The sequence below is a fragment of the [Mycobacterium] manitobense genome (genome assembly GCF_025821665.1).
In the GTDB taxonomy this organism is placed as follows: Bacteria; Actinomycetota; Actinomycetes; order Mycobacteriales; family Mycobacteriaceae; genus Mycobacterium; species Mycobacterium arseniciresistens.
On record NZ_JACKSJ010000266.1, the window covers coordinates 20,594 to 46,909 of the forward strand.

The 26,316-nt window shown below is 70.4% G+C and carries 26 protein-coding genes; 19 read left to right on the forward strand and 7 right to left on the reverse strand.

Annotated features, from left to right (window positions below; all coding sequences use genetic code 11):
* Nucleotides 1-289: 289 nt before the first annotated feature.
* From H7I41_RS29285 to H7I41_RS29310, 6 genes are all read left to right on the forward strand, one after another.
* Entirely contained in the window at nucleotides 290-1,366 is a 1,077-nt protein-coding gene (locus H7I41_RS29285) for a TerC family protein (RefSeq protein WP_264016163.1), read from the forward strand.
* 45 nt (nucleotides 1,367-1,411) lie between these two features.
* On the forward strand, nucleotides 1,412-1,807 hold the full coding sequence (locus H7I41_RS29290) for a hypothetical protein (protein ID WP_372503823.1): 396 nt from the start codon (nucleotides 1,412-1,414) through the stop codon (nucleotides 1,805-1,807).
* Between the two features lie 187 nt (nucleotides 1,808-1,994).
* A complete protein-coding gene (locus H7I41_RS29295) occupies nucleotides 1,995-3,590 on the forward strand; it encodes an aldehyde dehydrogenase (NADP(+)) (protein ID WP_264016165.1) in 1,596 nt (531 codons plus the stop codon).
* A 29-nt stretch (nucleotides 3,591-3,619) separates the two neighbouring features.
* Nucleotides 3,620-4,555, forward strand: a complete 936-nt coding sequence (locus tag H7I41_RS29300) for a 5-dehydro-4-deoxyglucarate dehydratase (protein WP_264016166.1) — start codon at nucleotides 3,620-3,622, stop codon at nucleotides 4,553-4,555.
* On the forward strand, nucleotides 4,555-5,820 hold the full coding sequence (locus tag H7I41_RS29305) for a glucarate dehydratase family protein (protein ID WP_264016167.1): 1,266 nt from the start codon (nucleotides 4,555-4,557) through the stop codon (nucleotides 5,818-5,820). The genes H7I41_RS29300 and H7I41_RS29305 overlap by 1 nt, the downstream gene beginning before the upstream one ends.
* A gap of 67 nt (nucleotides 5,821-5,887) precedes the next feature.
* A complete protein-coding gene (locus H7I41_RS29310; RefSeq protein ID WP_264016168.1) occupies nucleotides 5,888-6,817 on the forward strand; it encodes a LysR family transcriptional regulator in 930 nt (309 codons plus the stop codon).
* A gap of 11 nt (nucleotides 6,818-6,828) precedes the next feature.
* On the opposite strand, the gene H7I41_RS29315 is transcribed toward H7I41_RS29310, so the two are convergent.
* Entirely contained in the window at nucleotides 6,829-7,119 is a 291-nt protein-coding gene (locus tag H7I41_RS29315; RefSeq protein WP_264016169.1) for a CDGP domain-containing protein, read from the reverse strand.
* A 68-nt stretch (nucleotides 7,120-7,187) separates the two neighbouring features.
* Nucleotides 7,188-7,841, reverse strand: coding sequence for a TetR/AcrR family transcriptional regulator (locus H7I41_RS29320; protein ID WP_264016170.1), 654 nt, complete (start codon nucleotides 7,839-7,841; stop codon nucleotides 7,188-7,190).
* Nucleotides 7,842-7,912: 71 nt separating this feature from the next.
* On the opposite strand from H7I41_RS29320, the gene H7I41_RS29325 reads away from it, so the two are divergent.
* Nucleotides 7,913-9,355: a carotenoid oxygenase family protein gene (locus tag H7I41_RS29325; protein ID WP_264016198.1), complete on the forward strand. Its 1,443-nt coding sequence runs from the start codon at nucleotides 7,913-7,915 to the stop codon at nucleotides 9,353-9,355.
* Here the strand turns inward: H7I41_RS29325 and H7I41_RS29330 are convergent, their stop codons facing one another.
* Nucleotides 9,356-10,363, reverse strand: a complete 1,008-nt coding sequence (locus tag H7I41_RS29330) for a 2-hydroxyacid dehydrogenase (protein WP_264016171.1) — start codon at nucleotides 10,361-10,363, stop codon at nucleotides 9,356-9,358.
* A gap of 325 nt (nucleotides 10,364-10,688) precedes the next feature.
* Between H7I41_RS29330 and H7I41_RS29335 the strand changes: the two genes are divergently transcribed.
* The 9 genes from H7I41_RS29335 to H7I41_RS29375 all read left to right on the forward strand — a co-directional run bounded on the left by H7I41_RS29335 (nucleotide 10,689) and on the right by H7I41_RS29375 (nucleotide 20,218).
* Entirely contained in the window at nucleotides 10,689-12,281 is a 1,593-nt protein-coding gene (locus tag H7I41_RS29335; protein ID WP_264016172.1) for an ABC transporter substrate-binding protein, read from the forward strand.
* Between the two features lie 14 nt (nucleotides 12,282-12,295).
* Entirely contained in the window at nucleotides 12,296-13,225 is a 930-nt protein-coding gene (locus tag H7I41_RS29340; RefSeq protein ID WP_264016173.1) for an ABC transporter permease, read from the forward strand.
* A gap of 10 nt (nucleotides 13,226-13,235) precedes the next feature.
* On the forward strand, nucleotides 13,236-14,225 hold the full coding sequence (locus H7I41_RS29345; RefSeq protein WP_264016174.1) for an ABC transporter permease: 990 nt from the start codon (nucleotides 13,236-13,238) through the stop codon (nucleotides 14,223-14,225).
* Nucleotides 14,222-15,265, forward strand: coding sequence for an ABC transporter ATP-binding protein (locus H7I41_RS29350; protein WP_264016175.1), 1,044 nt, complete (start codon nucleotides 14,222-14,224; stop codon nucleotides 15,263-15,265). The genes H7I41_RS29345 and H7I41_RS29350 overlap by 4 nt, the downstream gene beginning before the upstream one ends.
* Nucleotides 15,258-16,277, forward strand: coding sequence for an ABC transporter ATP-binding protein (locus H7I41_RS29355; RefSeq protein ID WP_372503824.1), 1,020 nt, complete (start codon nucleotides 15,258-15,260; stop codon nucleotides 16,275-16,277). The genes H7I41_RS29350 and H7I41_RS29355 overlap by 8 nt, the downstream gene beginning before the upstream one ends.
* The gene (locus tag H7I41_RS29360; protein ID WP_264016176.1) at nucleotides 16,274-16,993 is read left to right on the forward strand and encodes a sulfite exporter TauE/SafE family protein; all 720 of its coding nucleotides are present in this window, start codon (nucleotides 16,274-16,276) and stop codon (nucleotides 16,991-16,993) included. The genes H7I41_RS29355 and H7I41_RS29360 overlap by 4 nt, the downstream gene beginning before the upstream one ends.
* A gap of 11 nt (nucleotides 16,994-17,004) precedes the next feature.
* The gene (locus H7I41_RS29365; protein ID WP_264016177.1) at nucleotides 17,005-17,811 is read left to right on the forward strand and encodes an IclR family transcriptional regulator; all 807 of its coding nucleotides are present in this window, start codon (nucleotides 17,005-17,007) and stop codon (nucleotides 17,809-17,811) included.
* A gap of 87 nt (nucleotides 17,812-17,898) precedes the next feature.
* Nucleotides 17,899-19,245, forward strand: coding sequence for a glucarate dehydratase (gudD, locus tag H7I41_RS29370; protein ID WP_264016178.1), 1,347 nt, complete (start codon nucleotides 17,899-17,901; stop codon nucleotides 19,243-19,245).
* A 7-nt stretch (nucleotides 19,246-19,252) separates the two neighbouring features.
* Nucleotides 19,253-20,218 carry a 2-hydroxyacid dehydrogenase gene (locus tag H7I41_RS29375; protein ID WP_264016179.1) on the forward strand — a complete coding sequence of 322 codons (966 nt, stop codon included), beginning with the start codon at nucleotides 19,253-19,255 and terminating at the stop codon, nucleotides 20,216-20,218.
* Nucleotide 20,219: 1 nt separating this feature from the next.
* Here the strand turns inward: H7I41_RS29375 and alc are convergent, their stop codons facing one another.
* From alc to H7I41_RS29390, 3 genes are all read right to left on the reverse strand, one after another.
* Nucleotides 20,220-21,251, reverse strand: coding sequence for an allantoicase (alc, locus tag H7I41_RS29380; protein ID WP_372503825.1), 1,032 nt, complete (start codon nucleotides 21,249-21,251; stop codon nucleotides 20,220-20,222).
* A 22-nt stretch (nucleotides 21,252-21,273) separates the two neighbouring features.
* Nucleotides 21,274-21,795, reverse strand: a complete 522-nt coding sequence (locus tag H7I41_RS29385; RefSeq protein WP_264016180.1) for a 2-oxo-4-hydroxy-4-carboxy-5-ureidoimidazoline decarboxylase — start codon at nucleotides 21,793-21,795, stop codon at nucleotides 21,274-21,276.
* 76 nt (nucleotides 21,796-21,871) lie between these two features.
* Nucleotides 21,872-22,360, reverse strand: coding sequence for an inorganic diphosphatase (locus H7I41_RS29390; protein ID WP_264016181.1), 489 nt, complete (start codon nucleotides 22,358-22,360; stop codon nucleotides 21,872-21,874).
* Between the two features lie 160 nt (nucleotides 22,361-22,520).
* Between H7I41_RS29390 and dacB the strand changes: the two genes are divergently transcribed.
* The 3 genes from dacB to tilS are packed head-to-tail and all read left to right on the forward strand — an operon-like array spanning nucleotide 22,521 to nucleotide 25,941.
* Nucleotides 22,521-23,909, forward strand: a complete 1,389-nt coding sequence (gene dacB / locus H7I41_RS29395) for a D-alanyl-D-alanine carboxypeptidase/D-alanyl-D-alanine endopeptidase (protein ID WP_264016201.1) — start codon at nucleotides 22,521-22,523, stop codon at nucleotides 23,907-23,909.
* A complete protein-coding gene (locus tag H7I41_RS29400; protein ID WP_264016182.1) occupies nucleotides 23,906-24,955 on the forward strand; it encodes an Rv3626c family coenzyme F420 biosynthesis-associated protein in 1,050 nt (349 codons plus the stop codon). Before dacB ends, H7I41_RS29400 begins: the two co-directional genes overlap by 4 nt.
* Nucleotides 24,934-25,941 carry a tRNA lysidine(34) synthetase TilS gene (gene tilS / locus H7I41_RS29405; RefSeq protein ID WP_264016183.1) on the forward strand — a complete coding sequence of 336 codons (1,008 nt, stop codon included), beginning with the start codon at nucleotides 24,934-24,936 and terminating at the stop codon, nucleotides 25,939-25,941. The genes H7I41_RS29400 and tilS overlap by 22 nt, the downstream gene beginning before the upstream one ends.
* On the opposite strand, the gene H7I41_RS29410 is transcribed toward tilS, so the two are convergent.
* Complete coding sequence (locus H7I41_RS29410) at nucleotides 25,899-26,231, reverse strand: hypothetical protein (protein ID WP_264016184.1); 333 nt, start codon at nucleotides 26,229-26,231, stop codon at nucleotides 25,899-25,901. The two genes, tilS and H7I41_RS29410, sit on opposite strands and share 43 nt — an antisense overlap.
* Nucleotides 26,232-26,316 lie beyond the last annotated feature (85 nt).

Below are 26,316 nucleotides of genomic sequence, written 5' to 3' on the forward strand. Positions count from 1 at the left end.
GTACAAACTACTCAGCGCGGCCGCCGCCGGTCGGCGGCGCGGCGGCGTGTGATGACTATTGCGCGTTGCGGGGTATCCCCCCTTGGATCGCGACAGCGATCGACCGGCAGGACCCCGATTAGCCACGACCGTCTCGGCCAGGCACAATCGGTTCCGGAGGGGAGTATTCCTTCGCCGCGGTGTCGTCATTACGTCGGCCGTCATCGGCCGACCGGTGCTGCGGGCCCCGCGTGTCATGCGTGGTGGCGGAAGAGACCTCCGGCGTATTGGACGACCGGAGGTATGTCGAGTGAACGTTTCCGCCCTGGAGTGGGGCATCACCATCGCCGTGACGGTGGCGGTGCTGCTGTTCGACGTGGTGGCCATTGCCCGCAACCCGCACGAGCCGAGCATGAAGGAATGCTCGATCGCGCTGTCGGTCTATGTCTCGCTGGCTGTGGTCTTCGGGGTGTGGGTGTGGTTCTTCCACGGTGGTGACTTCGGGATCGAGTTCTTCGCGGGCTGGCTGACCGAGTACAGCCTCTCGGTGGACAACCTGTTCATCTTCCTGATCATCATGGCCAGCTTCAACGTGCCGAAGAAGTACCAGCAGGAAGCGCTGATGGTGGGCATCATCCTGGCGCTGATCTTCCGCGGCATCTTCATCGCCCTCGGCGCGGTGGCCATCAACAACTTCTCGTGGGTGTTCTACATCTTCGGTGCGTTCCTGGTGTACACGGCGGTGCAACTGGCCCGTGACTCCGACCACGAGGACGACGGCGACAACGCCGTGGTGAAGTTCGCGCGCAACCACCTGACCCTCACCGACAAGTGGGACGGTCTCAAGCTGTGGGTCAAGGAGGACGGCAAGCGGCTGATGACGCCGATGTTCCTGGTTATCGTCTCGCTGGGCACCACCGACCTCATCTTCGCGCTCGACTCGATCCCGGCGATCTACGGCCTGACCCAGGAGCCCTACCTGGTGTTCACCGCCAACGTGTTCGCCCTGATGGGTCTGCGGCAGCTGTACTTCCTGCTCGGCGGCCTGGTCAAGCGCCTGGTGTACCTGTCCTACGGCCTCGCGTTCATCCTGGCCTTCATCGGCGTGAAGCTCGTCCTGCACGCCCTGCACGAGAACGAGCTGCCGTTCATCAACGGCGGCGAGCACGTGCCCGTGCCGGAGATCCCGACGCTGCTCAGCCTGGGTGTCATCATCGTGACGCTGATCATCACGACGGTCGCCAGCCTCTACAAGACGCGGGGCAAGAGTCCCGAAGAGGTCGAGGGGATGCAGGATTCGAAGCTCGTCACCACGGACGAGCCCGCGACCGACACCTCGGGCGACAACTCCGGCGACAGCGGGTCGAAGAGCTTCGATTCGCGCTGAGCGCAAGCCTCGACGCGGGGGTCGGCTGCTCGTAGGTTGGCTGCCGTGCGGCTTTATGTGGCAGACGGCGACTGGCAGGAACTGACGACCGGCGAGCAGGGGGCCGTGCGTGTGGCCGCGACCGATCTGCAGCAGGCGCGTCGCGCCAGGACCCGGATCAGGGCCGACCGTGCGGATGTCGCGGTGATCCTCGACGTCACCGTCGCGGTGGCCGCCGACTACCGGGCCGCGCGCGGCGCGCTGCAACCCGCCGAGGCCGCGACGACGCTGCAGTACGCAGGCACCGTCGACGGGCTGGCCGGGCTGGTGGCCGACATCGAGACCGCCGGCGTGGCGGACGGCGTCACGCTCATCGCGGCGTCGGCGGATCAGGACGTCCGGGCCGTCGGGCGTGACGTGCTGCGCCGTCTCGCCGCGCGCGACGAGCTAAGGGCGTCGTAGCCGTCGCGCCGTGTCGTCATTCTTGCGTCCTGGGTCGTGATCTCGCCCGCGCAACGACCCTGGGTGCAATAAGCGGCGCGCTGCCCGCGAGATAGCGAGCACACACGCCACCCCCGATTCAATGCCGGTATGAATCGACCCTGAAACGGACTTAGACAAGCATTTATCCGCGTTCTACCGTGGGTGCATGACATCCACAGTGACGTCTGGTGAACTCACCGGCCAGCTGCTGATCGCGGGGCAAGCGGTGGACGGCTCCGGCGCCGAGATTCGCGGCTTCGATCCCAACACCGGCGCCGAGCTCGAGCCGGCCTACCGCTACGGCGACGCGTCGCACGTCGACGCCGCCTGCGCCGCGGCCGCCGACGCCTTCGCCGAGTACCGCAGCGCCCCCGCCGAGAAGCGGGCCCAGTTCCTGGAGGCGATCGCCGAGCGCATCGAAGCCGTCAAGGACACCCTCGTGGCGCGGGCGCACGCCGAATCCGGGCTGCCCGAGGCGCGGCTCACCGGCGAGGTCGGCCGCACCACCGGCCAGCTACGGCTGTTCGCCGCGGTGGTCCGCGAGGGCAGCTGGAACGGCGCCCGCATCGACCCGCCCCTGCCCGACCGAGCGGTGCCGCGCCCCGACATCCGCCAGCGCTTCGTCCCCCTCGGACCCGTGGCCGTGTTCGGCGCGAGCAACTTCCCGCTGGCCTTCTCCGTCGCCGGCGGCGACACCGCGTCGGCTCTGGCCGCCGGCTGCCCCGTCGTGGTCAAGGGCCACGACGCCCACCCCGGCACCTCCGAACTGGTCGGCCGGGCGATCACCGCCGCCGTCGCCGACGCCGGCTTCCCGCCGGGCACCTTCTCGCTGCTGTTCGGCGACGGCCCCGAACTGGGCGGTGCACTCGTCAAAGACCCGCGCGTCAAGGCCGTCGGCTTCACCGGCTCCCGCACCGGCGGCCTGGCCCTGGTGGCCGCCGCCGCAGCCCGGCCCGAACCCATCCCGGTCTACGCCGAGATGAGCTCGATCAACCCGGTGTTCCTGCTCGAGGGCGCGCTGGCGACCCGCGCCGCCGACCTCGGCCGCGAGTACGTCGGTTCGCTCACTCTGGGCGCCGGTCAGTTCTGCACCAATCCGGGACTGGTCATCGCGATCGACGGACCCGACCTCGACACGTTCATCGCCGCCGCCCGTGACGCCCTCAGCGCGAGCGCGCCCGCCGCGATGCTCACGCCGCGGATCGCCGATACGTACCGCCAGGGCGTCGACGCGCTGGCCGCCGAGGCCGACCTGATCGCCCGCGGGTCGGCGGACAACGCACCGAGCGTGTCCTGTCGTTCGGCGCTGTTCTCCACCGACGCCGCCAGCCTGCTGGGCTCGGAGGCGTTGCAGGCGGAGGTGTTCGGCGCCTCGGGGCTCATCGTCCGGTGTGCCGACATCGTCGAGATGCAGCGCGTCGCCGCCGGAATCGAGGGCCAGCTGACCGCGACGGTGCAGGCCGACGACTCCGACGTCGAGCAGGCGGGCGCACTGCTGCCCACGCTCGAGCTGAAGGTCGGCCGGATCCTGTTCAACGGCTGGCCCACCGGCGTCGATGTCGGCCACGCGATGGTGCACGGCGGACCGTTCCCTGCCACCTCGGACTCCCGGACCACCTCGGTGGGATCCCGGGCGATCGAGCGCTTCCTGCGCCCGGTCTGCTATCAGAACGCACCGAAGTCGTTGCTTCCCAATGCGATCGCCGACGGTAACCCCGACCGGCTCTGGCGCCGCATCGACGGCGAACTCACCCGCGACTGACCCCCTCACGATCGATCTAGGAGCAACCCATGCTTGACGGCGTCCTGTTCTTCCCCGTCACCCCGTTCACCGCGGCAGGCGAGGTGGACACCGAGCGCTTGGCGCAGCACATCGCGACCGGCGTCGACGCCGGGCCCGGTGGCGTCTTCGCCGCCTGCGGCACCGGCGAATTCCATGCGCTCGACACCGACGAGGTGCGCACGGTGGTTCGCACCACGGTGGACGTGGTCGGCGGCCGGGTGCCGGTGTACGCCGGTGCCGGCGGCTCACTCGCGCAGGCCAAGTCGTTCGCCAGGGCCGCCGCGGAGGCCGGCGCCGACGGACTGCTGCTGCTGCCGCCCTACCTGGTGGAGATGCCGCAGGCCGGGCTGGTGGCCTACACCCGCGCCGTCGCCGCGGTCACCGACCTGCCGCTGATCGTGTACAACCGCAACAACGCCCGGTACACCGAGGCCTCTGCCGTCGAGGTCGCGCAGATCCCGAACGTCGTCGGATTCAAGGACGGCACCGGCGATTTCGACCGTGTCGGCCGCATCGTGCGCGCCGTCTACGATGCGCTGGCGCCGTCGGGCAAGCCGTTCCAGTTCTTCAACGGCCTGCCTACCGCGGAGGTCTCGCAGCAGGCGTTCCGCGCCATCGGCGTGACGCTGTACTCGTCGGCCACCTTCGCGTTCGCGCCCGACCTGGCGCTCGCCTTCTACCAGGCACTCGAGACGGGCAACGAGCAACTCAGCGAGGCGCTGTCGCGCGCGTTCTTCCACCCGCTGGTGCGGTTGCGCGACAAGGTGCCCGGTTACCCCGTCGCGCTGATCAAGGCCGGCGTCGCCCTCGAGGGTCTCGACGCCGGACCGGTGCGGCCGCCGCTGATCGACGCCGCCCCCGAGGACGTCGAGGAGCTCCGCACCATCATCGCCGCGGGCCGCGCGGTACTGGCCGAGGCGCTGGCCGCACCCTCGGTGCGCTGATGTCGGGCCGCCCGATCCGGATCACCCGCGCACGCATCACCCCGGTCGCCTTCGCCGACCCGCCGCTGCTGAACACCGTCGGTGTGCACCAGCCCTATGCGCTGCGGGCGATCGTCCAGCTGGACACCGATGCCGGCCTGACCGGGTTGGGCGAGACGTACGCCGACACGAAGCATCTGGAGCGGCTGACCGCTGCGGCGGACGCCATCGTCGGGCAGGACGTGTTCGCGGTCAACGCCATTCGCGCTGCGATCGCCGACCGGTTGCACGGTGACGACGCCGCGGTGGGCACGGCGGGGATGATCACCTCGGCCAGTGCGGTCGACCAGGTGCTCTCGCCTTTCGAGGTGGCCTGCCTCGACGTGCAGGGCCATGCCACGGGCCGGCCGGTCTCGGACCTGCTCGGCGGGGCGGTGCGCGACGCCGTGCCGTTCTCGGCCTACCTGTTCTACAAGTGGGCGGCCCATCCCGGCGGCGAGCCCGACGGCTGGGGCGAGGCGCTGTATCCGGATCAGCTGGTGGCGCAGGCGCAGCGGATGATCGCCGAGTACGGCTTCACCGCCATCAAGCAAAAGGGTGGCGTGCGGCCACCCGAGGAGGAGATGGCCGCCATCGAGGCGTTGCGGGTGGCCTTCCCGGACCATCCGCTGCGGCTCGACCCGAACGCGGCGTGGACGCCCGAGACGTCGGTGAAGGTCGCGACGGGGCTGGCCGGCGTGCTGGAGTACCTCGAGGACCCCACGCCCGGCCTGGACGGCATGGCCGACGTCGCGCGGCAGTCGCCGATGCCGCTGGCCACCAACATGTGCGTGGTGGCGTTCGACCAGCTGGCGCCCGCGGTGGCGAAACAGTCTGTCGGCGTTGTGCTCTCCGATCACCACTACTGGGGTGGCCTGCAGCGGTCGCGGCTGCTCGCCGGCATCTGCGACACCTTCGGACTCGGGCTGTCCATGCACTCGAACTCGCACCTCGGTATCAGCCTCGCGGCCATGGTGCAGCTGGCAGCCGCGACACCGAACCTCACCTACGCGTGCGACACGCACTGGCCGTGGAAGACCGAGGACGTCGTCGAGCCCGGCGTGCTGCGATTCGTCGACGGCGCGGTGCCGGTTCCCACCACACCCGGCCTCGGCGTCCGGATCGACGAGGACAGCCTCGCCGCCCTGCACGAGCAGTACCTGCGCTGCGGCATCCGGGATCGTGACGACACCGGCTACATGCGCAGCATCGATCCGACGTTCCGGGTGGGCAGCCCGCGCTGGTGACCCTCGCGGGTCTACGCTGATGCACTGACGCCTCCATGGCGGCGGCGGTGATACAAGGAGTGCATCGGTGTTCTCGCTCGCGCGGTTGTCGTGCTTCATCGCGGTGGCCGAGGAACTGCACTTCGGCCGTGCCGCGGAACGGCTGCACATGACCCAGCCGCCGCTGAGCAGGCAGATCCAGCAGCTGGAGAGCGAGCTCGGCGTCCACCTCATCGACCGCACCACGCGGTCGGTGACCCTGACCCCCGCCGGTGTCGCGTTCCTGCCCGACGCCCGCCGCATCCTTCAGCTGGCCGAGGGCGCCGCGCAGACCGTGAAGCGCATCCCCGCAGGCGATCTCGGCACCGTCGTGGTCGGCTTCACCGCCGCGTCGGCGCACGCGGTGCTGCCGCGGCTGCTGGACCGCACCAGGGAGCGACTGCCGGACGTGAAGCTCGACCTGCGGGAGATGGTCACCGCTGCACAGGTCGAGGGCTTGATGACCGGCGAGCTCGACCTGGGCATGGCGCGGCCGCCGCTGAAACGGCCCGGCCTGGTGTCGCGGCCGCTACTGCACGAGCAGCTGGTCGCCGCGCTGCCCAGCGGCCACGACCTCGTCGGCCTGGGCCGTCAGCTCACCCTCAACGACCTCGACGGCCAGGACGTGGTGATGTACTCGCCGGTGCAGGCCAGGTACTTCAACGAGCTGCTGATCAGCACCTTCACCATCGCGGGCGCGACGCCGCGGTACGTGCAATACGTGACGCAGGTGCACACGATGCTGGTGCTGGTGCGTTCCGGCATCGGGATCGCGCTGGTGCCCGCGTCGGCGGCGACGCTGCATCCGGAGGGCGTGGTGTTCCGGTCGATCGGCGCGTTCCGGGAGCGACCCGTGGAGCTCGACGCGGTGTGGCGCGGTGACAGCTCCAACCCCGCGCTGCTGCGGCTGCTCAAAGATGTCCTGCCGCAACGCGAATGGACCACCGATGACCTGCTGGAGACCTGGTCGACGGCGTAGCCGGGAACGGCTCAGGGCGCGATGCGCGCAGGCGGGTCGGCGAAGTTGAGATCGCGGGCGGGCTGACCGGGACCCATCGGATTGCAGTGCTTGACGGGCACCAGGTGGGAACTGAGGCCGCTGGGAACCCACTGGGCGACCGCCACGCAGCGCTGCCAGGTGCCGTCGGGCTGCACGGGTCCGTCGCACTTACTCAGGACGGGTCCGCCGTACAGGCAACCGGCGGCGGCCGGGGGAGCGGCGGTGAGCAGCGTTGCGGCCATCATCAGGGCGGCCGATCCTCCGGCGATGCAGCGCTTCATGGTTGCCTCCCGTCACGATGCCCGACCACTGTCGACGCTACCGACTCGGCCGCCCGGTTTCGGCGGTACTAGGAGATCGCCTCGATCGCCGCGGCCAGCGACCGGTCCAGGCGCTCGCGGTCGTCGCCGAGTCCGACGAGTGTGTCGATGGTGAGCGGGGCGAGGATCTGCGAAAGGCCGTGGTCTTCATGGCCGAAGAAGCCGGCCATCTCCAGCAGCACCGTGCCGTGGCTGATGCTCCACAGCCGCCCCGCGATCACCGACACCCCGTCGTCGCGGATCCGGCCCGCCGCGATCATCCGGCGCACCACGGTCAGCAGCGCCTCGAACGACACCGCGAAATCCGGCCTGTTGCTCGAATTCCCGGTGACGGTGAGGTCGGCGTGGTGGCGGTTGAGTGACTGCGCCGAGGTGCCGAACATCATCTGGTAGCGCTGCGGGTGCGCGAGCGCGAATTCGCGGTAGCGCACTCCCATCACGAAGAAGTCGGCCACCGGGTCGTCGGTCTGCGCGATGTCGGTGAGCGCCCGGGTGAAGCGGGCGAACGTCTCGGCGGCGATGGCCTCGATCAGCCCGGGCATGCCCTCGAAGTGCGTGTACACCGCCATGGTCGACGTGCCGGTCTCGGTCGCGACGCGGCGGGCGCTCAGGGCGGGCAGGCCGTCGCGCTCGAGGATCAGGATCCCTGCCTCGACCATCTGGCGTTTCGGGTCGGCGTTCATCATTGCCATCGTCTCATAACGGTGTTATACATAGGCGGACCACGAAATAACACTGTTATAGGGGTATGAACATGGGGAACCGCTATCTCGAGGGCGCTCTCGCACCGATCGACGAGGAATTCACGCTGACCGACCTCGAGGTGCAGGGCACGATCCCCGGCCATCTCGACGGGCGGTACCTGCGCAACGGGCCGAACCCGATCGGGGAGATCGACCCGGCGCTCTACCACTGGTTCATCGGGGACGGCATGGTGCACGGCCTCCGGCTGCGCGACGGCAAGGCCGAGTGGTACCGCAACAGGTGGGTGCGCGGGCCGCACGCGGCCCGGATGCTCGGTGACACCCCGCCGACCGGAAACCCCGGCGTCTCGGAGATCGGGGCGAACACCAACGTGATCGGGCACGCCGGCAGGACGCTCGCCCTGATCGAGGGTGGCGTCGCGAACTACGAACTCACCGAGGAACTCGACACCGTCGGCGTCTGCGACTTCGACGGCACTCTGCGCGGCGGGTACGCGGCGCATCCCAAGCGCGATCCCGACACCGGCGAACTGCACGCCGTCACCTACAGCATGCATCGCGGGAACACCGTGCGGTACTCGGTGATCGGCGTCGACGGCCGGGCCCGCCGCACCGTCCACGTCGAGGTGAACGGGAGCCCGATGATGCACGACTTCTCACTCACCGAGCGGTACGTGGTCTTCTACGACCTGCCGGTGACGTTCGACAACCGCCAGGCCGCGGAGATGACGGTGCCACGCGGACTGCGGCTGCCCGCCCGACTCCTGTTGTCCGCGTTGATCGGCCGCGTCCGCATCCCCGATCCGATCGCCGCCCGGCAGGTCGGGGCGATGGGTGCCGACCGGCGCTTCCCGTACTCGTGGAACCCGCGCTATCCCGCACGGGTCGGGGTGATGCCGCGCGACGGCGACAGCGCCGACGTGCGGTGGTTCGACGTCGAGCCGTGCTACGTGTTCCACCCGATGAACGCCTACGAGGACGGTGACACGATCGTGCTCGACGTGGTGCGCCACCCGAAGATGTTCGACACCGACCATCTCGGGCCGAACGAGGGACCGCCCACGCTCGACCGCTGGACTGTCGACCTCGCCGACGGCAAGGTGCGCGAGTCCCGGATCGACGACCGCGCGCAGGAGTTCCCGCGGATCGACGAACGGCTGGTGGGCAAGCGGCACCGCTACGGCTATGCGCCCGCCGTCGGCGACGCCACCGCGCCCGAGGGCACGCTGTTCAAGCACGACATGATCGGCGGCGACAGCCGGGTACGGACGTTCGGTGAGGGAAAGTCTATAGGGGAGTTCGTGTTCGAGCCGACGTCAGCGGACGCCGACGAGGACGACGGCGTGTTGATGGGGTACCTCTACGACCGGGTGACCGACCGCAGCGAGCTGGCGATCCTGGACGCGCAGACCCTCGAGGACGTCGCCAGGGTGAAGCTGCCGCACCGGGTGCCGGCGGGGTTCCATGGCAACTGGGTGCCCGCGGGAATGTAGTCAGCCCGCGGCGGGCACCGGCATCGGCACCGGCGTGACGAGCGTGCCGTCGGCGAGGAACGCCTCGAGGTTGCGCAGCGTCAGCGCCTCCATGGCGGCCCGCGTCTCGACGGTGCCGCTTCCCACGTGCGGCAGCAGCACCACGTTCTCGAGGGCGATGAGCGCCTCGGGCACATGGGGCTCGTCTGTGAACACGTCGAGACCGGCACCGGCCAGGTGGCCCTGGGTGAGGGCCTCGACCAGGGCGTCCTCGTTGACGACGCTGCCACGGGCGATGTTGATCAGGTAGCCGTCGGCGCCCAGAGCGTCGAGCACGTCGCGGCCGACCAGCTGTCGGGTGCCCGAACCGCCGGCCGCCGCCACCACCAGCACGTCGACGGCGCCGGCGAGTTCGACGGGCGACGCGGCGTAGGTGTACGGCGAGCCCTCGACCCGGTTGCGGTTGTGGTAGGAGATGGTGCAGCCGAATGCGCTGAGCCGCTTGGCGATCGCGCTGCCGATGCGGCCCATGCCGAGGATGCCCACCCGGGTGTTGCTGACCTGCCGGGTGAGCGGGTAGTTGCCGTCGACCGGCCAGCGGCCGTCGCGCAGGTAGCGGTCGGCGGCCGAGAAGCCGCGCAGCGTGTCGATCATCAAACCGACGGCCGTGTCGGCGACGCAGTCGGTCAGCACGTCGGGCGTATTGCTCACCTGCACACCGCGTTCGGCCGCGGCGTCGACGTCGGTGGTGTCGTAGCCGACGCCGAAGTTGATCACCGCGCCGAGGCGTGGCAACGCCGCCATCAGTGCGGCGTCCACACCGGTGCGGCCCGAGGTCACCACGACGGTGACGTCTGCCGCCTCGGCGCCGAGGAACCGCTCACGTTCGCCCGCGTCCTCGGGCAGCCTGCGGGCGTCGTACTCGGTGCGAAGTGTCTCGGCGAGAGAGGGCTTCAGCGGGCCCACCTGCAGCACGCCCGGGCGGCGGGAAGGATCACGGCGGGCGGCGGTGTCGTCGGTGCTGGGCACGGTTCTCCTCGGTCGGGGCTGTTGTCACCGTAGGCCGGACCGTGGATACCCGTCCAACTCGGAATTGGCATGGGTTTATACGGAACCTGCATGGATCGGCCCCTGGCGTAACCGGCGGCGCATCGCCGACGCCGCCGACACCATGATCCCGCAGCTCAGACCCACAATTACCGTCACCTAACTTGCCGCAGCGCCGTGTGCCGCGTGCCACTTCCGCGCCGCTCCGGGCCGTTCACACCGGTTGACCCGCATTCCGCCCGTCCCTAGCGTGTGGTTGCGATCACACAAGTCATCCACATACGTGGACGCCACATTCGGAGGATTCATGAGGTCCACAACCCCGACCACGCGGCGGGCGCGCCGCGTGCTGGCCCTCACCGCCGCCGCCGCGGCGACCTGTGTGACAGCCGCCGGCTGCACCGTGGCCAACAGCGGACACGGCGGCTACGACCCGAACACCCTGCGCATCGTGCTGCAGCAGGAGCCGCCCACACTCGAACCCTGTGAGAGCTCGCTGACCTCCACCGGCGTCGTGGTCCGCTCCAACATCAGTGAGCCGCTGATCGAACGCGATCCGGGCACCGGCGACCTCGAGCCGCTGCTGGCCACCGGATGGCGCCAGGACTCGCCGAACGTCTGGAGCTTCGACATCCGGTCGGGGGTGACGTTCTCCGACGGGGCGCCGTTCACCGCCACCGACGCCGCCTTCTCGATCGACCGCGCGGTGAACTCCGACCTGCAGTGCAACGTCGACGGCTACGTCTTCGGCGACGACAAGCTGGTACTGGACACCCCGAGCGACACGAAGCTGACGGTCACCACCGAGACGCCCGATCCGATTCTCCCGCTGCGGCTGTCGTTCGTGGAGATCGTCCCGCGCACCACCAGCATGACCGAGAAGGTGCGCGAGCCGATCGGCACCGGCCCCTACGTCATCGGGAACTGGGACTACGGGCAGAAGCTGGTGCTCGAGCGCAACGAGACCTACTGGGCGGAGAAGCCGTCGTTCGCCCGCGCCGAATACCAGTGGCGCAGCGAGGGCAGCGTCCGCGCCGCGATGATCACCGGCGACGAGACCGACATCGCGACGGGCCTCGGCCTCGAGGACGGCGCGGGCGATCTCGGCGTGGAGTTCCCCAACAACGAGACCACCGCGCTACGCATCACCTGTACCGACGCCCCGCTCAATGACATCCGCGTGCGGCAGGCGATCAACTACACCGTCAACCGCAGCGGAATCGTCAAGGCGCTGTTCCGCGACATGGGCGAACCCGCCGCACAGCTGATCCCCGACGGCGTCGTCGGCCACAACGGCGAACTGGCCGCGTGGCCGCACGATCCGGACAAGGCGAAGCAACTCGTCGACGAGGCCAGGGCCGACGGTGTTCCGGTGGACCGCCAGATCCGGCTGATCGGCCGCACCGCGCAGTTCCCCAAGGTCGTCGAGTCCGTCGAGGTGATCCAGAGCGAGCTCGCCGACGTCGGCCTCAACGCCAAGATCGAGATGATGGACACCGCCGGTCAGCTGCAGTTCCAGCTGCGGCCCTTCCCGGAGAACGCCGGCCCGTTCGTGGCGCTGATCATGCACGGCAACCAGGCCGGGGACGCCGCGTTCAGCGTCGATCAGTACATGCGCACCGACGGCGCCCAGAACGGTTGCGGCACGCCCGAGTTCGACAAGAAGATCGACGCGGCGGGCCAGCTCACCGGCCAGCAGCGCCAGGACGCCTACGCCGAACTGTTCGCCGAGGAACCCGACGAGGTCGCCCAGTTCGCCTACATCGCGCACATGACCGGCATCCTCGGCAAGTCGCCGCGCGTGGACTACACCCCCAACTCCGCCACCGGCGACGAGATGCGGCTCGCCGAGATGACACCGGCCCGCGACGGCGCCACCGACCGCACCGACGCCCAGTAAGGAAGGCCGACACCATGTTCGGATTCGTCCGGCGCCGGATGTACACCAGCGCCCTGCCCCTGATCATCGTGCTGTTGGGCGTCTTCCTGCTGGCCCGGCTCACCGGCGATCCCACCAACCTGTACCTGCCCGAGTCGGCGACACCCGAACAGCGCGCGGAGTTCGCCGCCGCCAACGGCTTCGACAAGCCCTGGCTCACCCAGCTCGGCGACTACTTCACCGGCGTCCTGCATCTCGACTTCGGGTCCTCGCTGCGCACCGGTGAACCCGCCGCGGAGATGGCGCTGCGGGCCTTCCCCGCGACACTGCAGCTCGCCCTGGTCACCATGCTGCTGGCGATGGTCGGCGCCGTCGTCATCGGCTGCTGGGCGGCCTACCGGCCCAACTCGCTGGCCGACCGGTTCTCCAGTCTGCTGTCGATGACCGCCGCCAGCATCCCGGACTTCTGGTTCGCGATCACCGGCGTGTGGCTGTTCGCGGTGCTGCTCGGCGTGCTGCCCACCTCGGGCACCGACGCGGGGATGCTGTCGTGGATCCTGCCGATCGCCACGCTGATGATCCGCCCGCTCGGCGTGCTCACCCAGGTGGTGCGCGGCGCCATGGTGTCCGCGCTGTCGGCGCCCTACATCCGGCTGGCCCGCAGCAAGGGCGCAAGCGACTTCCGCGTCGTCACCCACCACGCGCTGCGCAACGCCGCCGCCCCCGCGCTGACCGTGGCCGGCGACCTGGCCGTCGGCCTCATCAACGGCGCCGTCGTGGTGGAGGCGATCTTCGGCTGGCCCGGTATCGGCAAGCTGATGATCGACGCGATCCTGCAACGGGACTTCGCGGTGCTGCAGGCCGCCGTGCTGCTGACCGCCGTGAGCATCTTCCTGCTCAACATCATCATCGACGCCTGCTACGCCCTGCTCGACGCCCGCGTCCGCGAACCCGCGAAGGTCTAAGGAGCTCACCATGACTCAGATCGATATGGTGCCGGTCAAACCGACCACCGCGATCGTCGGCGAGGCCGACACCGACCTGTCGAAGGGCCGCAACCGGTCGGCGTGGTTCCGGCTGCTGGTCAACGACCGCGTCGCCGCGGTCGCGGCCTGCGTGCTCGGCCTGGTGTTCCTCACCGCCGCGTTCGGGCCGATGCTCGTCGGCGACCTCGCCACCGACATCGACCTGGACAACTCAAACCAGGCGCCGTTCACCCTGTCCCACGGCTGGGCGAACATCCTCGGCACCGACCCGCTGGGCCGCAGCATGCTGGCCCGCCTCATCGTCGCCAGCCAGACCACGCTCTCGGTGGCGATCCCCGCGGTGGTGATCTCGGCGGTGATCGGCTCGGCCGTCGGCATGTGGGCCGGCTACCACCGCGGCTGGCGGGAGACCATCGCCATGCGCGTCGCCGACGTCATCATGAGCTTCCCGTCGCTGCTGCTCGCCGTCGTGGTGCTCTACGTGTTCTCACCGAGCGCCGCGAACATCGTGCTGGTGCTGGCGATCACCCGCATCCCCGTCTACCTGCGCACCGCCCGCGCAGAGTCGGCCGAGCTGCAGAGCCGGCTCTTCGTCGACGCCGCAAGGACATTCGGTGCCAGCGCGCACTCCATCATCTGGCGCCACGTGCTGCCGATCGTGCTGCCGACGCTGCTGACGGTCGCGACGCTCGACTTCTGCTACGTGATGCTCGCCGAGAGCTCGCTGAGCTTCCTGGGCATCGGCATCCAGCCGCCCGACATCAGCTGGGGCCTGATGGTGTCGCAGGGCCGCACCTACCTGCACACCGCGTGGTGGCTGTCGTTCTTCCCCGGCCTCGCCATCGTCATCACCACGGTGTCGGCCACCATCCTTGCCGCCTGGGCGCGCATCGCCACCGATCCCGCCCAGCGGTGGCGGCTCACCGTCCCGCAGAAGAAACTGTCCGGCTTCACCAAGCGTGCAAAGGCACTCTCATGACCGCTGTCGCAGACCATCCGCCGCTCGACAAGGTCGACGCCGACCCGGCGCTCGAGGTCGACGGCCTCACCGTCGACATCCGCACCATCACCGGCACGGTCCGCGCCGTCGACGACGTGACGTTCTCCGCCCACCGCGGCGAGACGCTGGCGCTGCTGGGTGAATCCGGATGCGGCAAGTCGATGACCGCCACCGCGCTCGTCGGCCTGCTCGAACCCGTCGCCGAGGTGGTGGCCGGCTCCGCCCGTCTCGGCGACGACGACCTGCTGGCCGTCGACCGAAAGACGCGGCGCAGGCTGGCGGGCACGGAGCTGGCGATCGTCTTCCAGGACGCACTGACCGCGCTGAACCCCCTCTACACCGTGGGCACCCAGCTGTCGGAACCGTTCCGCATCCACGAGGGCATGAGCGCCAAGGACGCCAGGCGCAAGGCGGTGGAGCTGATGGCGCGGGTCGGCATCCCGCAGCCGGAGTCGCGGCTGAACTCCTACCCGCACCAGTTCTCCGGCGGCATGCGCCAGCGGCTGCTGATCGCGATGGCCGTGGCGCTCAACCCGACCGTGCTGATCGCCGACGAACCCACCACCGCCCTGGACGTCACCGTGCAGGCGCAGATCATGGCGCTGCTGCGTGATTTGCGCGCCGAATTCCACATGGCGGTCGTCCTGATCACCCACGACCTCGCGCTGGTGGCCGAGGAGGCCGACCGGGTGGCGGTGATGTACGCCGGCAACATCGTCGAGACCGGGCCCGTCGCCGAGGTGTTCGCCGACCCGCGGCACCCCTACACCAAGGGGCTGCTCGACTCGGTGCCCGTGAACGCGGTCCGCGGCGAGGCGCTCAAGTCGATCGGCGGGTCGCCCCCGGACCTGCACTCCATCCCCGAGGGCTGCGTGTACCAGGCGCGCTGCCCGATCGCCCGCGACGTCTGCACCACCACCCGCCCGGCACTCGAAGCCCCCGCCGTCCCTGGAGCGCTTGCCGGCACCGCCGGCCGCAAGGTGGCCTGCCACTTCCCGGAGGAGGTCCGAAATGCCTGACACCGCAATGGACGGCCAGCTGCTGACCGTCCGCGATCTGCGCAAGTCCTTCCGCGTGCCCGGCGGCGGCAAGAACCGGCTGACCGCGCTGGACGGGATCGACCTCGACCTCGCTCGAGGTGAGACGCTCGGCCTGGTCGGCGAATCCGGTTGCGGCAAATCGACACTCGCGCGCACCCTGATGATGCTCGAGCGACCCGACTCGGGCACCGTGACGTTCGACGGCGTCGACCCGTTCGGGCTGCGCGGCAAAGACCTGCTGAACTTCCGCCGCCGCGTGCAGATGGTGTTCCAGGATCCCTACGCGTCGCTGAATTCCCGCATGTCGGCGGGCGACATCATCGCCGAGCCGTGGCGCACCCACAAGTCGCTGCACCCGAACCGCAAGGACCGCGACATGCGGGTGCGCGGCCTGCTCGACCTCGTCGGGCTGGGCGCCAAGGCCGCGGGCAAGTTCCCGCAGGAGTTCTCCGGCGGGCAGCGCCAGCGCATCGGCATCGCCAGGGCGCTCGCACTCGACCCGGACGTGATCATCTGCGACGAACCGGTGTCCGCGCTCGACCTGTCGGTGCAGGCGCAGGTGCTCAACCTGCTCAACGATCTGCAGGATCAGCTCGGCATCTCCTACGTGTTCATCAGCCACGACCTGTCGGTGGTGCGGCATGTGGCGGACCGGGTCGCGGTGATGTACCTCGGCCGCATCGTCGAGAACGGGCCCACCGAGGCGGTTTTCGAGCGGCCCAGCCATCCGTATACCGCCGCGCTGATGTCCGCGGCGCCGAAGCTCGACGCCGCCCAGCGCGGCGAGCGGATCCTGCTCAGCGGTGAGGTGCCCTCGCCACTGAACCCGCCGTCGGGCTGCCGTTTCCGCACCAGGTGCTGGCGGGCCACCGACATCTGCGCCGAGCAGACGCCGCCGGTCGCCGCCGACCCGCGGGCCGACGGCCACACCGCGCTGTGCCACCACCCGCTGCAGTCCGAACAGAGCGGGTTGGCGACGATGTCGGCGTGAGTGTCGCCGCGTACTGCGTGATCGCCGCCGCGATCCTGTTGGCCTCGTGCATGCAGGGGTCGATCGGCTTCGGCATGGGGATGCTGGCCGCGCCGTTCGTGGCGCTCGTCGATCCGAGCCTCATCCCCGGGACGCTGATCATGCTGGCCACCCTCGTCACCATCCTGGTGGTGGCGCGTGAGCACCAGCAGATCGATCTGCAGGGCACCGGCTGGGCGCTGGCCGGCCGGGTCCCGGGGACGGTCGCCGGGGCGCTGCTGCTGGTGATGTTGCCGGACAAGGCGCTTGCACTGGTGCTCGCGGGCGTGGTCCTCGGCGGTGTGCTGTTGACCAGTGTCGGATGGGCGCCGGTGCCGCACCGGCGCAACCTGGTGCTCGCCGGAGCGGCGTCCGGTGTGCTCGGCACCGCCACCGCCATCGGCGGCCCTCCGATGGCCCTGGTCTGGCAGAAGGTGACCGGCGCCAGGCTGCGCGGCACGATGAGCGGCTTCTTCCTGGTCGGCTCGGTGCTCTCCCTCGTGGTGCTCGCCATCGGCGGGGAGATCGACCGGCATTCGGTGGTGTCCTTCCTGCTGCTGAGCCCCGCGGTGGTGATCGGATACCTGCTGTCCCGGCTGATGAACCGGGTGCTCGACCGGCAGCGGCAGCGCTGGCTGGCGATCTCCGTCTCCGCGGTGGGCGCCGTCGTGCTGATCGTCCGTCAGATCACGGGATGAAGGAGGGCGTCATGGGCGAGCCTGCCGAGCCGGCGGCCGACCGCAGGGTGAAGTCCGCGGTGCGCACCGTCGAACTGCTCGAATACCTGGCCGCCCGCCCGGACCGGCCGGCCCGCATCCGCGACATCTGCGGAGCGCTGGACATGCCGCGCAGCAGCGCCCACGCCCTGCTGCGCACGCTGGTGGCGCAGGGCTGGGTGCGGTCGGACCCGACCGGCAGCCAGTACGGCATCGGCGTCCGCGCGCTGCTCGTCGGCACCAGCTACCTCGACGCCGACCCCTACCTGCCCGTGATCGCGCCGTTCCTCGACGACCTGCGCAGCGACCTCGACGAGACGTTCCACATCGGCAGGCTCGACGGCGGTGACGTCGTGTACCTGGCGACCCGCGAATCCCGCCAGTACGTACGGACGTCGAACAAGGTCGGCAGGAGGCTGCCGGCCTACACGTGTGCGCTCGGCAAGGCGCTGCTGGCCGAGCGGTTCGGCGCCGAGCGCGACGCCCACATCCCGGTGTCGCTGTCGCCGCTGACTCCGCACACCATCACCGACCGGGCCGTGCTCGACGCGTCGCTGGAGGAGGCGCGGGTGCGCGGCTACGCCACCGAGTACGAGGAGAACACCCCGGGGGTTCGGTGTTTCGCGGTGCCGCTGCGCTACGTCACGCCCGCGCAGGACGCCATCAGCGCGTCGGTCCCGCTGGAGCGTCTCACCGGCGAGCGGGAACGCGAGATCGTCGACGCGCTGCGGATGGTCTGCGACAAGGTGTCCCGGGTGGTCCGGCCGCTGGTCAACGGCGATCGATGGTTCGCAGGATGAGCGTCAATACTGATTCGATGCCGGTATTGGTCCATGCCCCATTGGTGTTGGACACGCATAGAACGGCGATTCTAGGGTGAGGACATCATGAGCGCGCAGACCCGTACTCCCGTCGTCAGTGAGATGAAGGTCGTGCCCATCGCCGGACACGACAGCATGCTGCTGAACCTCAGCGGCGCGCACGGGCCGTTCTTCACCCGGAACCTCGTGCTGCTCACCGACTCCGACGGCAACACCGGTGTCGGTGAGGTGCCCGGCGGCGAGCAGATCCGCCGCACGCTCGAAGACGCCGCCCCGCTGGTGGTCGGCTCGGCGCTGGGCGCCTACCACGCGACACTCGCCGCGATCCGGACCCGGTTCGCCGACCGGGACAGCGGCGGCCGCGGCGCGCAGACGTTCGACCTGCGTGTCACCGTGCACGCGGTCACCGCGGTCGAGTCGGCGCTGCTCGACCTGCTCGGCCAGTACCTCGACGTGCCGGTCGCAGCATTGCTCGGCGACGGGCAGCAGCGCGACCGGGTGCAGGCGCTCGGCTACCTGTTCTTCGTGGGGGACCGCACCCGCACCGACCTCGCCTACCGGTCTTCCGCCGACGAGGACGCCGGCGCCGACGAGTGGCTGCGCATCCGCCACGACGAGGCGCTGACGCCCGAGGCGGTGGTCCGTCTGGCCGAGGCCGCCCGCGAGCGCTACGGCTTCCGCGACTTCAAGCTCAAGGGCGGCGTGCTGCCCGCACCGGACGAGGCCAAGGCCGTGATCGCCCTCGCCGACCGGTTCCCCGACGCGCGAATCACCCTCGACCCCAACGGCGGCTGGCTGCTCGCCGACGCCATCCGCACCTGCCGCGAACTGACCGACGTGCTGGCCTACGCCGAGGACCCCGTCGGAGCCGAGGGCACGTTCTCCGGCCGCGAGGTGATGGCGGAGTTCAAACGCGCCACCGGTCTGCCCACCGCCACCAACATGATCGCGACCGACTGGCGCGAGATGGGGCATGCGATCCGCACCGGCGCCGTGGACATCCCGCTGGCCGACCCGCACTTCTGGACCATGAACGGCTCGGTGCGCGTCGCGCAGCTGTGCGACGCCTGGGGCCTGACGTGGGGGTCGCACTCCAACAACCACTTCGACGTGTCGCTGGCGATGTTCACCCACGTCGCTGCCGCCGCGCCCGGCGAGATCACCGCGATCGACACGCACTGGATCTGGCAGGACGGCCAGCGGATCACCAAGGCGCCGTTCACGATCGCCGACGGCTACCTCACCGTGCCGGACCGCCCGGGGCTCGGCGTCGACATCGACCACGATGCCGTGGCCGCCGCCCACGAGCTGTACCGCAGCGAAGGCCTCGGCGCCCGCGACGACGCGGCGGCCATGCAGTTCCTCGTCCCGGGCTGGACCTTCGACAGCAAGCGCCCGGCGCTCGACCGATGACGCGCGGATGAAGGTCGTCGTCGGCGACACCAACCTCGCCCCGCACCGCGACCGGTTCGAAGCCGCACTGCCCGACGGTGTCAGCGTGTGCTGGCCCGACGGTGCGGTCGCCGACGAGCTGGGCGATGCCGACGTCTTCGTCGGCGGCCGGTTCGGCGCGCAGCTGGCCGCCGCCGCCCCGAAACTGCGGCTGGTGCACGCCGCGGGGGCGGGCACCGACAAGATCGACTTCGACGCGCTGTCGCCGGATACGCTGGTGGCCAACACCTTCCATCACGAGCAGTCGATGGCCGAGTTCGTCGTCGCCGCATCGGTGATGCTGCGGCGGCACTTTCTCGAGCAGGACCGGGCGCTGCGCACCGGCCGGTGGGCGACCTCGGTGTACGACCGCTCGATCGCCCAGCCCGCCTCGCTGCGGGGCGCCCGGATCGGCTTCGTCGGCTTCGGCCACATCGGCCGCCGCAGCTGGGAGCTGTTCCGTGCGTTCGGCGCCGACGGTGCCGCCGTCACCGGCCGCGGCAATCTCGACGCGGCCGCCGAGGGACTGCGGTGGGCGGCGGGGACCGGCCGGCTCACCGACCTGATGGCCGAGTCCGACGTCGTCGTGGTCTCGGCCCCGCTGACCGAACAGACCGTGGGCATGATCGGCGTGGCCGAACTCGCCGCAATAGGGCCGCACGGGGTGCTCATCAACGTCGGGCGCGGGCCGCTCGTCGTCGAACGCGATCTGTACGAGGCGCTTTCGTCTCAGGCCATCGCCGCCGCCGCCGTCGACGTCTGGTACCGGTATCCCGATGCCACGGGTTACGGCGCTCCCAGCGCGCTGCCGTTCGCCGACCTGCCGAACGTGCTGATGACGCCGCACTCCTCGGGCGTCACCCGTGACACCTTCATCGGCCGGGCCGACGACATCGCCGCCAACATCGGCAGGCTGCACCGCGGCGAGCCGCTGCACAACCTCGTCGCCCGCTGAGTCAGCCGGACAGGCTCCACTTCTCGGCGACCCGCCGCAGGCCCTGCTCGGTGAGGCGGCCGAACAGCCGCAGCCGGGCCATCCCGCCGTCGGGGAAGATGTCCAGCCGGGCCTGGGTGACCGGCCGGTCGTCGCCGATGACGAAGCGGTGCCGGGTGTCGGGCTGCAACTCGGTGCGCGGCAGCAGTTCGAACCACTCGCCGTCGGGATCGTCGCGGCCACGCAACGTCGCGGCCCCCGGCGCGTTGCCGAGGAAGTAGGACGTGTCGAGTTCGGCGAAGTCGAGCACCCCGTGGCCGCCGAGCTGGACCTCCACCCAGTCGTTGCCTGCGTCGCGGCGGCGCGAGGTCTCCCAGCCGTCGCCCATGTGCCGGGCGGTGCCCGGTAGCAGCAGGTTGTTCGGCGAGCTGTAGAACATGTTGGAACACGCGGTGATCCGGCCGCCGTTCTCCAGCGCGGCGAGGTCCAGCGGCAACTCCGCGTACTGCGGGTCGAGCAGTCCCTCGCCGTGCACCCGCAGCCGCGCCACCCCGCCGTCGGGATAAATGGTCAGCCGCACGTGGGTCCACCGCCGGGATGTGGCGACCGGGAACAGGTTCCGGGTGTCGCCGTCGACGCCGGTGCGTTCCACGATCGTGGTCCAGTGCGTGTTGTCGACGAGCTCGGACACCGACGGATGGCCGTAGACGAACGCCGCCTCGACCGAGACCTCCGGCGGGTAGTTGCCGGTGAAGCATGCCGTGTCGACCACCACACCGCGCACGATCCCGGGCACCCCGAGCCGCACGATCGCCGCGTCGTGCGACTCCGGGCCGGCGTCGCGCCGCCTGCGGGTCTCCCACCCGTCGTAGACCTGCCCCTTGTGGCCGAACGTGGCGGGCCGGTAGGTCGCCGGGCCCGGGGTGATCAGGTTCTCCTTCTCGGCGAACAGGTCGTCGTTGGCCCACACCACCGCCCCGCCCGCCGAGCGCACGGCCAGATCGGGCAGCGAGAGGAAGTGCGACTGCGACACGGGGCCGGACGGGGTGCTCACGCACCGAGACTAGGGCAGTGGCCTACCAGTTGTGGTAGCCGCCTTCGGGTCCCAGCATGCGTTCCAGGCGGCTGCGGTTGATGCGGGCGAGCTCGTTGCGCACCACCTTGCGCTCGGTGTCGACGTCGTTGTGCAGCCGGTCGACCATCGCGGCCAGCACGTCCGCCGCGCCGAAGCCGTTGACGTACATCACGAAGCCGAAGCCGAACTGCTGCTCGTAGCTGCGCGCGTGCGCGTCCAGCTGCGCCATCACCTCGGGCCGCTCGTCCCACACCGCGCACTGCTCACACTGTGAACGGGCGCTGCGCGGCCGCCGGCCGACACTCGGATACGCCTGCAGGATCGAGTCGATCGACACCTCGGCCATCGCGAACAGCAGCGCGTCGGCCTGCCGGAACAGTGCGTCGTGGTTGCGATAGGGCCGGTCGCGCGCCAGGTCGGCGGCCAGCGACACGCTGCCGCAGCACTCGTAGACCGCGTGCACCGCCCGGCGCTGCGGCATCGCGTTGTAGGCGTCGAGTCCGATGCCCTGGTGCATCAGCATGTGCCCCATGGTCCAGCGGCGATGGGACGGTGGCGTTACGCCGTGTTACGCGCAGGCAAATTCCGCGACGGCGGGATCAGTGGCCCTGGGCCTTGAAGCGCTCCACCGAACGCTGCACCTCGGCCTCGGCCTCCTCGCGGCCCACCCAGTTGGAGGCCTTCACGAACTTGCCCGGCTCCAGGTCCTTGTAGTGCACGAAGAAGTGCTCGATCGCCTTGAGCTCGAAGTCGTCGATGTCGCCGAGGTCGCGAATGTGCTCCCAGCGCGGATCGCCCGCAGGCACGCACAGCACCTTGTCGTCGCCGCCTGCCTCGTCGGTCATCTGGAACATGGCGACCGGCCGCGCGTCCAGCGCCGCGCCGGGGAACAGCGACTCGGGCAGCAGCACCAGCGCGTCGAGCGGGTCGCCGTCCTCGCCGAGGGTGTCCTCGATGAATCCGTAGTCGGTGGGGTAGCCGAACGCGGTGTAGAGGTAGCGGTCGAGCTTGACCTTCCCGGTCTCGTGGTCGACCTCGTACTTGTTGCGCGATCCCTTGGGGATCTCGATGACGACCTCGAACTCCACGGCCCGGCTCCTTCTCACGTCGTTTGCGATGCGGGGCGTCGTGACGACGACGCGGGACAACCCTAATGGAGCGGATACCCTCGTTGATGAGGTGCCCGGGGGGTGCCTGCCGGTGAGCTCACCGGGGCGAGTAGTGGCGAAGGCAGGAACCACGGACGTGATGCGGCCCGCGCGGTGGAAGCGCTCCACCCATGTGGTGATCGGCGCGGCGGTGCTGTTGCTGGTCGCCGCCGTCGTCGCCGTGGCCGGCGTGCTCACCGCGGGCCGCGGCGGTGAGGCCCAGGCCGCCAAACCGCTGCCCACCCCCGTCACCGCCGACCCGGCGATCAAGCCGGTCGCCGACGACGCACCCCGGCCCACGGCACGCGGGATGGCCGCCGCACTGGCCCGCGCGCTGGCCAACCCGGACCTCGGGAACTTCACCGGCCGCATCACCGACGCCCTCACCGGCGACGAGGTGTGGGCCAGGGGCGCCGACATCCCGATGCAGCCCGCCTCGACGAACAAGACGCTGACCGCGGCCGCCGCGCTGCTGACCCTGGACCGCGAGGCGCGCCTGACCACCACCGTGGTCGCGGGCGACCAGCAGCGCGACCGGGGGCTTGTGGTGCTCAAGGGCGGCGGCGACCCGACCCTCTCGGCGGCGCCCGAGGGCACCGACACCTGGTACAAGGACGCCGCCCGGATCAGCGACCTCGCCGATCAGGTGCGCCGCAGCGGCATCAACGTCACCGCCGTCCAGGTCGACGTCAGCGCCTACAGCGGGCCCGACATGGCCGTCGGCTGGGACCCGCTCGACATCCCCGGCGGCGACATCGCGCCGATGGCGCCGGTGATGCTCGACGCCGGGCGCACCCAGCCGGTCAGCGACGAGTCGCGGCGGTCCATCACACCGGCGCTGGACGCGGGCCGGGCCCTGGCGATCGCGCTCGACATCGACCCGGCCATGGTGAGCGTGCGGCCGACGTCCTACACCGGCGGCAAGCAGATCGCCGCCGTGCAGTCCCCGCCGCTGATGGAGAGGCTGCGCACCATGATGAACGCGTCGGACAACGTGATGGCCGAGGCCATCGGGCGCGAGGTCGCCGCCCAGGTCGACGAGCCGCAGAGCTTCGACGGCGCGGCGCGGGCCGTCCTGGACCAGCTGGAGGAGGCCGGTGTCGACACCCGGCGCGCCGTGCTCGAGGACTCCAGCGGGCTGTCCGTCGACGACCGGCTCACCGCGCTGACCCTCGACGACGTCGTCGCCGTCGCGACCGGCGACGACCAGCCGAAGTTGCGGCCGCTGGTCGACCTGCTGCCGATCGCCGGCGGCAGCGGCACCCTGTCCAACCGCTACCTCGACACCGTCGAGGGCCGCGCCGCCGCGGGCTGGCTGCGCGCCAAGACGGGCTCGCTCACCGGGACCAACTCACTCGCCGGCATCGTCACCGACGCCAGCGGCCGCGTGCTGACGTTCGCGCTGATGTCCAACAATGCAGGCCCGACCGGCCGCACCGCGCTCGACGCGTTCGCGGCCACCCTGCGCACCTGCGGGTGCACCAGATGAGCGGCGCCGAACTCACCGTCGGCCGCGCCGTCGACTGGCAGTTCGCCGCGACCGTCGGCGCGAAGCTCGCCCGGCCCGGCCCGGTCACCACCGACTACACCCGCCGCCAGGCCGTCGACCAGCTGGCCGCCGCGGCCCGCGAGGCCGAACTGCCGGTGCGGGAGGTGACCGGACTGAACGAGGGGCAGGCCGTCACCGAGGCCCGCATCGTCGACCGCGCGCAGTGGGTCCGTGCGGCCACCGGCTCCATGCGGGTGATGACCGGCGGCGGCGACGCACCACGCGGATTCGTATCCGGACACCTGACGGGCGCGCAGACCGGCGCGGTGCTGGCGTTCATCTCCTCCGGGATCCTGGGCCAGTACGACCCCTTCGCGACCGGCGGCGGCGAGCTCCTGCTGGTGTGGCCCAACGTGATCGCCGTCGAGCGACAACTCCGGGTGTCGCCCACCGACTTCCGGTTGTGGGTGTGTCTGCACGAGGTCACCCACCGGGTGCAGTTCCGGGCCAACCCGTGGCTGGCCGACCACATGTCGCAGTCCCTGGCGGTGCTCACCCAGGACGCCGGCGAGGACGTCACCGAGGTGGTCGGCAGGCTCGCCGAGTTCGTCCGGACCAGGCGCAACGGGGCCGACGCCGACCAGGATCCGAACGCCACCGGGGTGATCGGCCTGATGCGCGCGATGCAGGGCGAGCCGCAGCGCGAGGCGATGGACCGGCTGCTGGTGCTCGGCACGCTGCTCGAAGGACACGCCGACCACGTGATGGACGCCGTCGGGCCGAAGGTGGTGCCGTCGGTGGCCACCATCAGACGCCGGTTCGACGAACGGCGCACGCGCAAACAGCCGCCGCTGCAGCGAGTGGTGCGGGCGCTGCTCGGCGTGGACGCCAAGATGAGCCAGTACACCCGCGGCAAGGCGTTCGTCGACCACGTCGTCGGCCGCGTCGGGATGACGCGCTTCAACACCGTCTGGTCCGGACCCGACACGCTGCCGCTGCCCGCCGAGATCGACGAACCCCAACGATGGATCGAACGGGTGCTGTAGCCGCCTTGCGGGCGGCGGTCGCGGCCTTCGCGGGCACGTACGGCGCCGGCGACGAGCGGTGGTGCGTCGCACTGTCGGGCGGCCCCGACTCGCTGGCGCTGACGGCGGCGGCCGCCCCGCTGAAGCCGACCACGGCACTGATCGTCGACCACGGCCTGCAACCCTATTCCGCGCGGATCGCCGACACCGCCGGTGAACAGGCGCTGCGCCTGGGATGCGTTGACGCACAGGTGCTTCGCGTCGACGTCGGCTCCGCGGGCGGGCCGGAGGCGGCGGCACGGTCAGCTCGCTACGCAGCGCTGGAGACTGCTCGTGACGCGGCGCCGGTGCTGCTCGGCCACACCCTCGACGACCAGGCCGAGACGGTGCTGCTCGGTCTCGGCAGAGGCTCCGGCGCCCGTTCGATCGCCGGGACAAGGCCGTATGACCCACCGTGGTATCGCCCGCTGCTCTCGGTCCGCCGGGCCACCACCGTGGCGGCGTGCGCCGAACTGGGGCTCACCCCGTGGCACGACCCGCACAACACCGATCCGCGCTTCACCCGCAGCCGCCTGCGCGCCGAGGTGCTGCCGCTGCTGGAGGACGTCCTCAACGGCGGCGTCGCCGAAGCGCTGGCCCGCACGGCCACCGCGCTCCGCGAGGACAACGACGCGCTGGACGACCTGGCCCGCGACGGACTGGCCGCGGTGGTCACCGACGACGGACTGAGCACCGATGGACTGGCCGCTCTCCCGGAGGCGGTCAGACGCCGGGTGATCCGGCTGTGGCTGCTGGCCGGCGGGGCCCACGGGCTCACCGACACACAGATCCGTGGTGTCGACGCCCTGGTCACCGGCTGGCGGGGGCAGGGCGGCGTCGCGGTCGGATCGTCGCTACCGGCGCAACGGCTGGTCGCGGGGCGTCACGACGGTGCGCTGACCCTGAGTGCCGAACCGATCAGTCGTCAGCGCTGTAAGAAGTCGAAGGGGCCGACGTTCGACGGCTGACCCTCCAGGACTCGCCACCCCACCTGGACCTGCCCGTCGGTCGCACCGGTGCGACCGGCGAAACCGTAGAAATAGGTGTGGCAGACGTTCATGTCCCACTTGACGTCGGGTGCCATACCCGACCCGCCGACGGGCAGCGGCTGTCCGGGGCACCACACCTGGCCGCACATGCTCAGCGAGTTGCACTTGGCCTGGGCGATGCCGGGAGTCAGCGCGACGCCGGTGAGGGCGAGTCCGCCCGCGAGAACGGCGCCTGCGAGGAGCCGGGTGCCCATCTTGTGAGTGGTCATGTGTGTCCTTTTATCTCCTGCGCCACACCGTGCGGCGTCGTTGAGACAAGCTGACCCGACCCGCGCGGCTACCGATCCCAAAAAT

Excerpts from the sequence above, each read along its gene's own strand:
- H7I41_RS29400 (WP_264016182.1), top strand. The coding sequence starts at position 23,906 with ATGAGCGGCGCCGAACTCACCGTCGGCCGCGCCGTCGACTGGCAGTTC.
- H7I41_RS29345 (WP_264016174.1), top strand. The coding sequence starts at position 13,236 with ATGACTCAGATCGATATGGTGCCGGTCAAACCGACCACCGCGATCGTC.
- H7I41_RS29325 (WP_264016198.1), top strand. The coding sequence starts at position 7,913 with ATGGGGAACCGCTATCTCGAGGGCGCTCTCGCACCGATCGACGAGGAA.
- H7I41_RS29350 (WP_264016175.1), top strand. The coding sequence starts at position 14,222 with ATGACCGCTGTCGCAGACCATCCGCCGCTCGACAAGGTCGACGCCGAC.
- H7I41_RS29315 (WP_264016169.1), bottom strand. The coding sequence starts at position 7,119 with ATGAAGCGCTGCATCGCCGGAGGATCGGCCGCCCTGATGATGGCCGCA.
- H7I41_RS29340 (WP_264016173.1), top strand. The coding sequence starts at position 12,296 with ATGTTCGGATTCGTCCGGCGCCGGATGTACACCAGCGCCCTGCCCCTG.
- H7I41_RS29375 (WP_264016179.1), top strand. The coding sequence starts at position 19,253 with ATGAAGGTCGTCGTCGGCGACACCAACCTCGCCCCGCACCGCGACCGG.
- H7I41_RS29335 (WP_264016172.1), top strand. The coding sequence starts at position 10,689 with ATGAGGTCCACAACCCCGACCACGCGGCGGGCGCGCCGCGTGCTGGCC.
- H7I41_RS29320 (WP_264016170.1), bottom strand. The coding sequence starts at position 7,841 with ATGAACGCCGACCCGAAACGCCAGATGGTCGAGGCAGGGATCCTGATC.
- H7I41_RS29300 (WP_264016166.1), top strand. The coding sequence starts at position 3,620 with ATGCTTGACGGCGTCCTGTTCTTCCCCGTCACCCCGTTCACCGCGGCA.
- H7I41_RS29295 (WP_264016165.1), top strand. The coding sequence starts at position 1,995 with ATGACATCCACAGTGACGTCTGGTGAACTCACCGGCCAGCTGCTGATC.
- H7I41_RS29385 (WP_264016180.1), bottom strand. The coding sequence starts at position 21,795 with ATGCTGATGCACCAGGGCATCGGACTCGACGCCTACAACGCGATGCCG.
- H7I41_RS29355 (WP_372503824.1), top strand. The coding sequence starts at position 15,258 with ATGCCTGACACCGCAATGGACGGCCAGCTGCTGACCGTCCGCGATCTG.
- tilS (WP_264016183.1), top strand. The coding sequence starts at position 24,934 with ATGGATCGAACGGGTGCTGTAGCCGCCTTGCGGGCGGCGGTCGCGGCC.
- H7I41_RS29410 (WP_264016184.1), bottom strand. The coding sequence starts at position 26,231 with ATGACCACTCACAAGATGGGCACCCGGCTCCTCGCAGGCGCCGTTCTC.
- gudD (WP_264016178.1), top strand. The coding sequence starts at position 17,899 with ATGAGCGCGCAGACCCGTACTCCCGTCGTCAGTGAGATGAAGGTCGTG.
- H7I41_RS29365 (WP_264016177.1), top strand. The coding sequence starts at position 17,005 with ATGGGCGAGCCTGCCGAGCCGGCGGCCGACCGCAGGGTGAAGTCCGCG.
- H7I41_RS29305 (WP_264016167.1), top strand. The coding sequence starts at position 4,555 with ATGTCGGGCCGCCCGATCCGGATCACCCGCGCACGCATCACCCCGGTC.
- dacB (WP_264016201.1), top strand. The coding sequence starts at position 22,521 with ATGCGGCCCGCGCGGTGGAAGCGCTCCACCCATGTGGTGATCGGCGCG.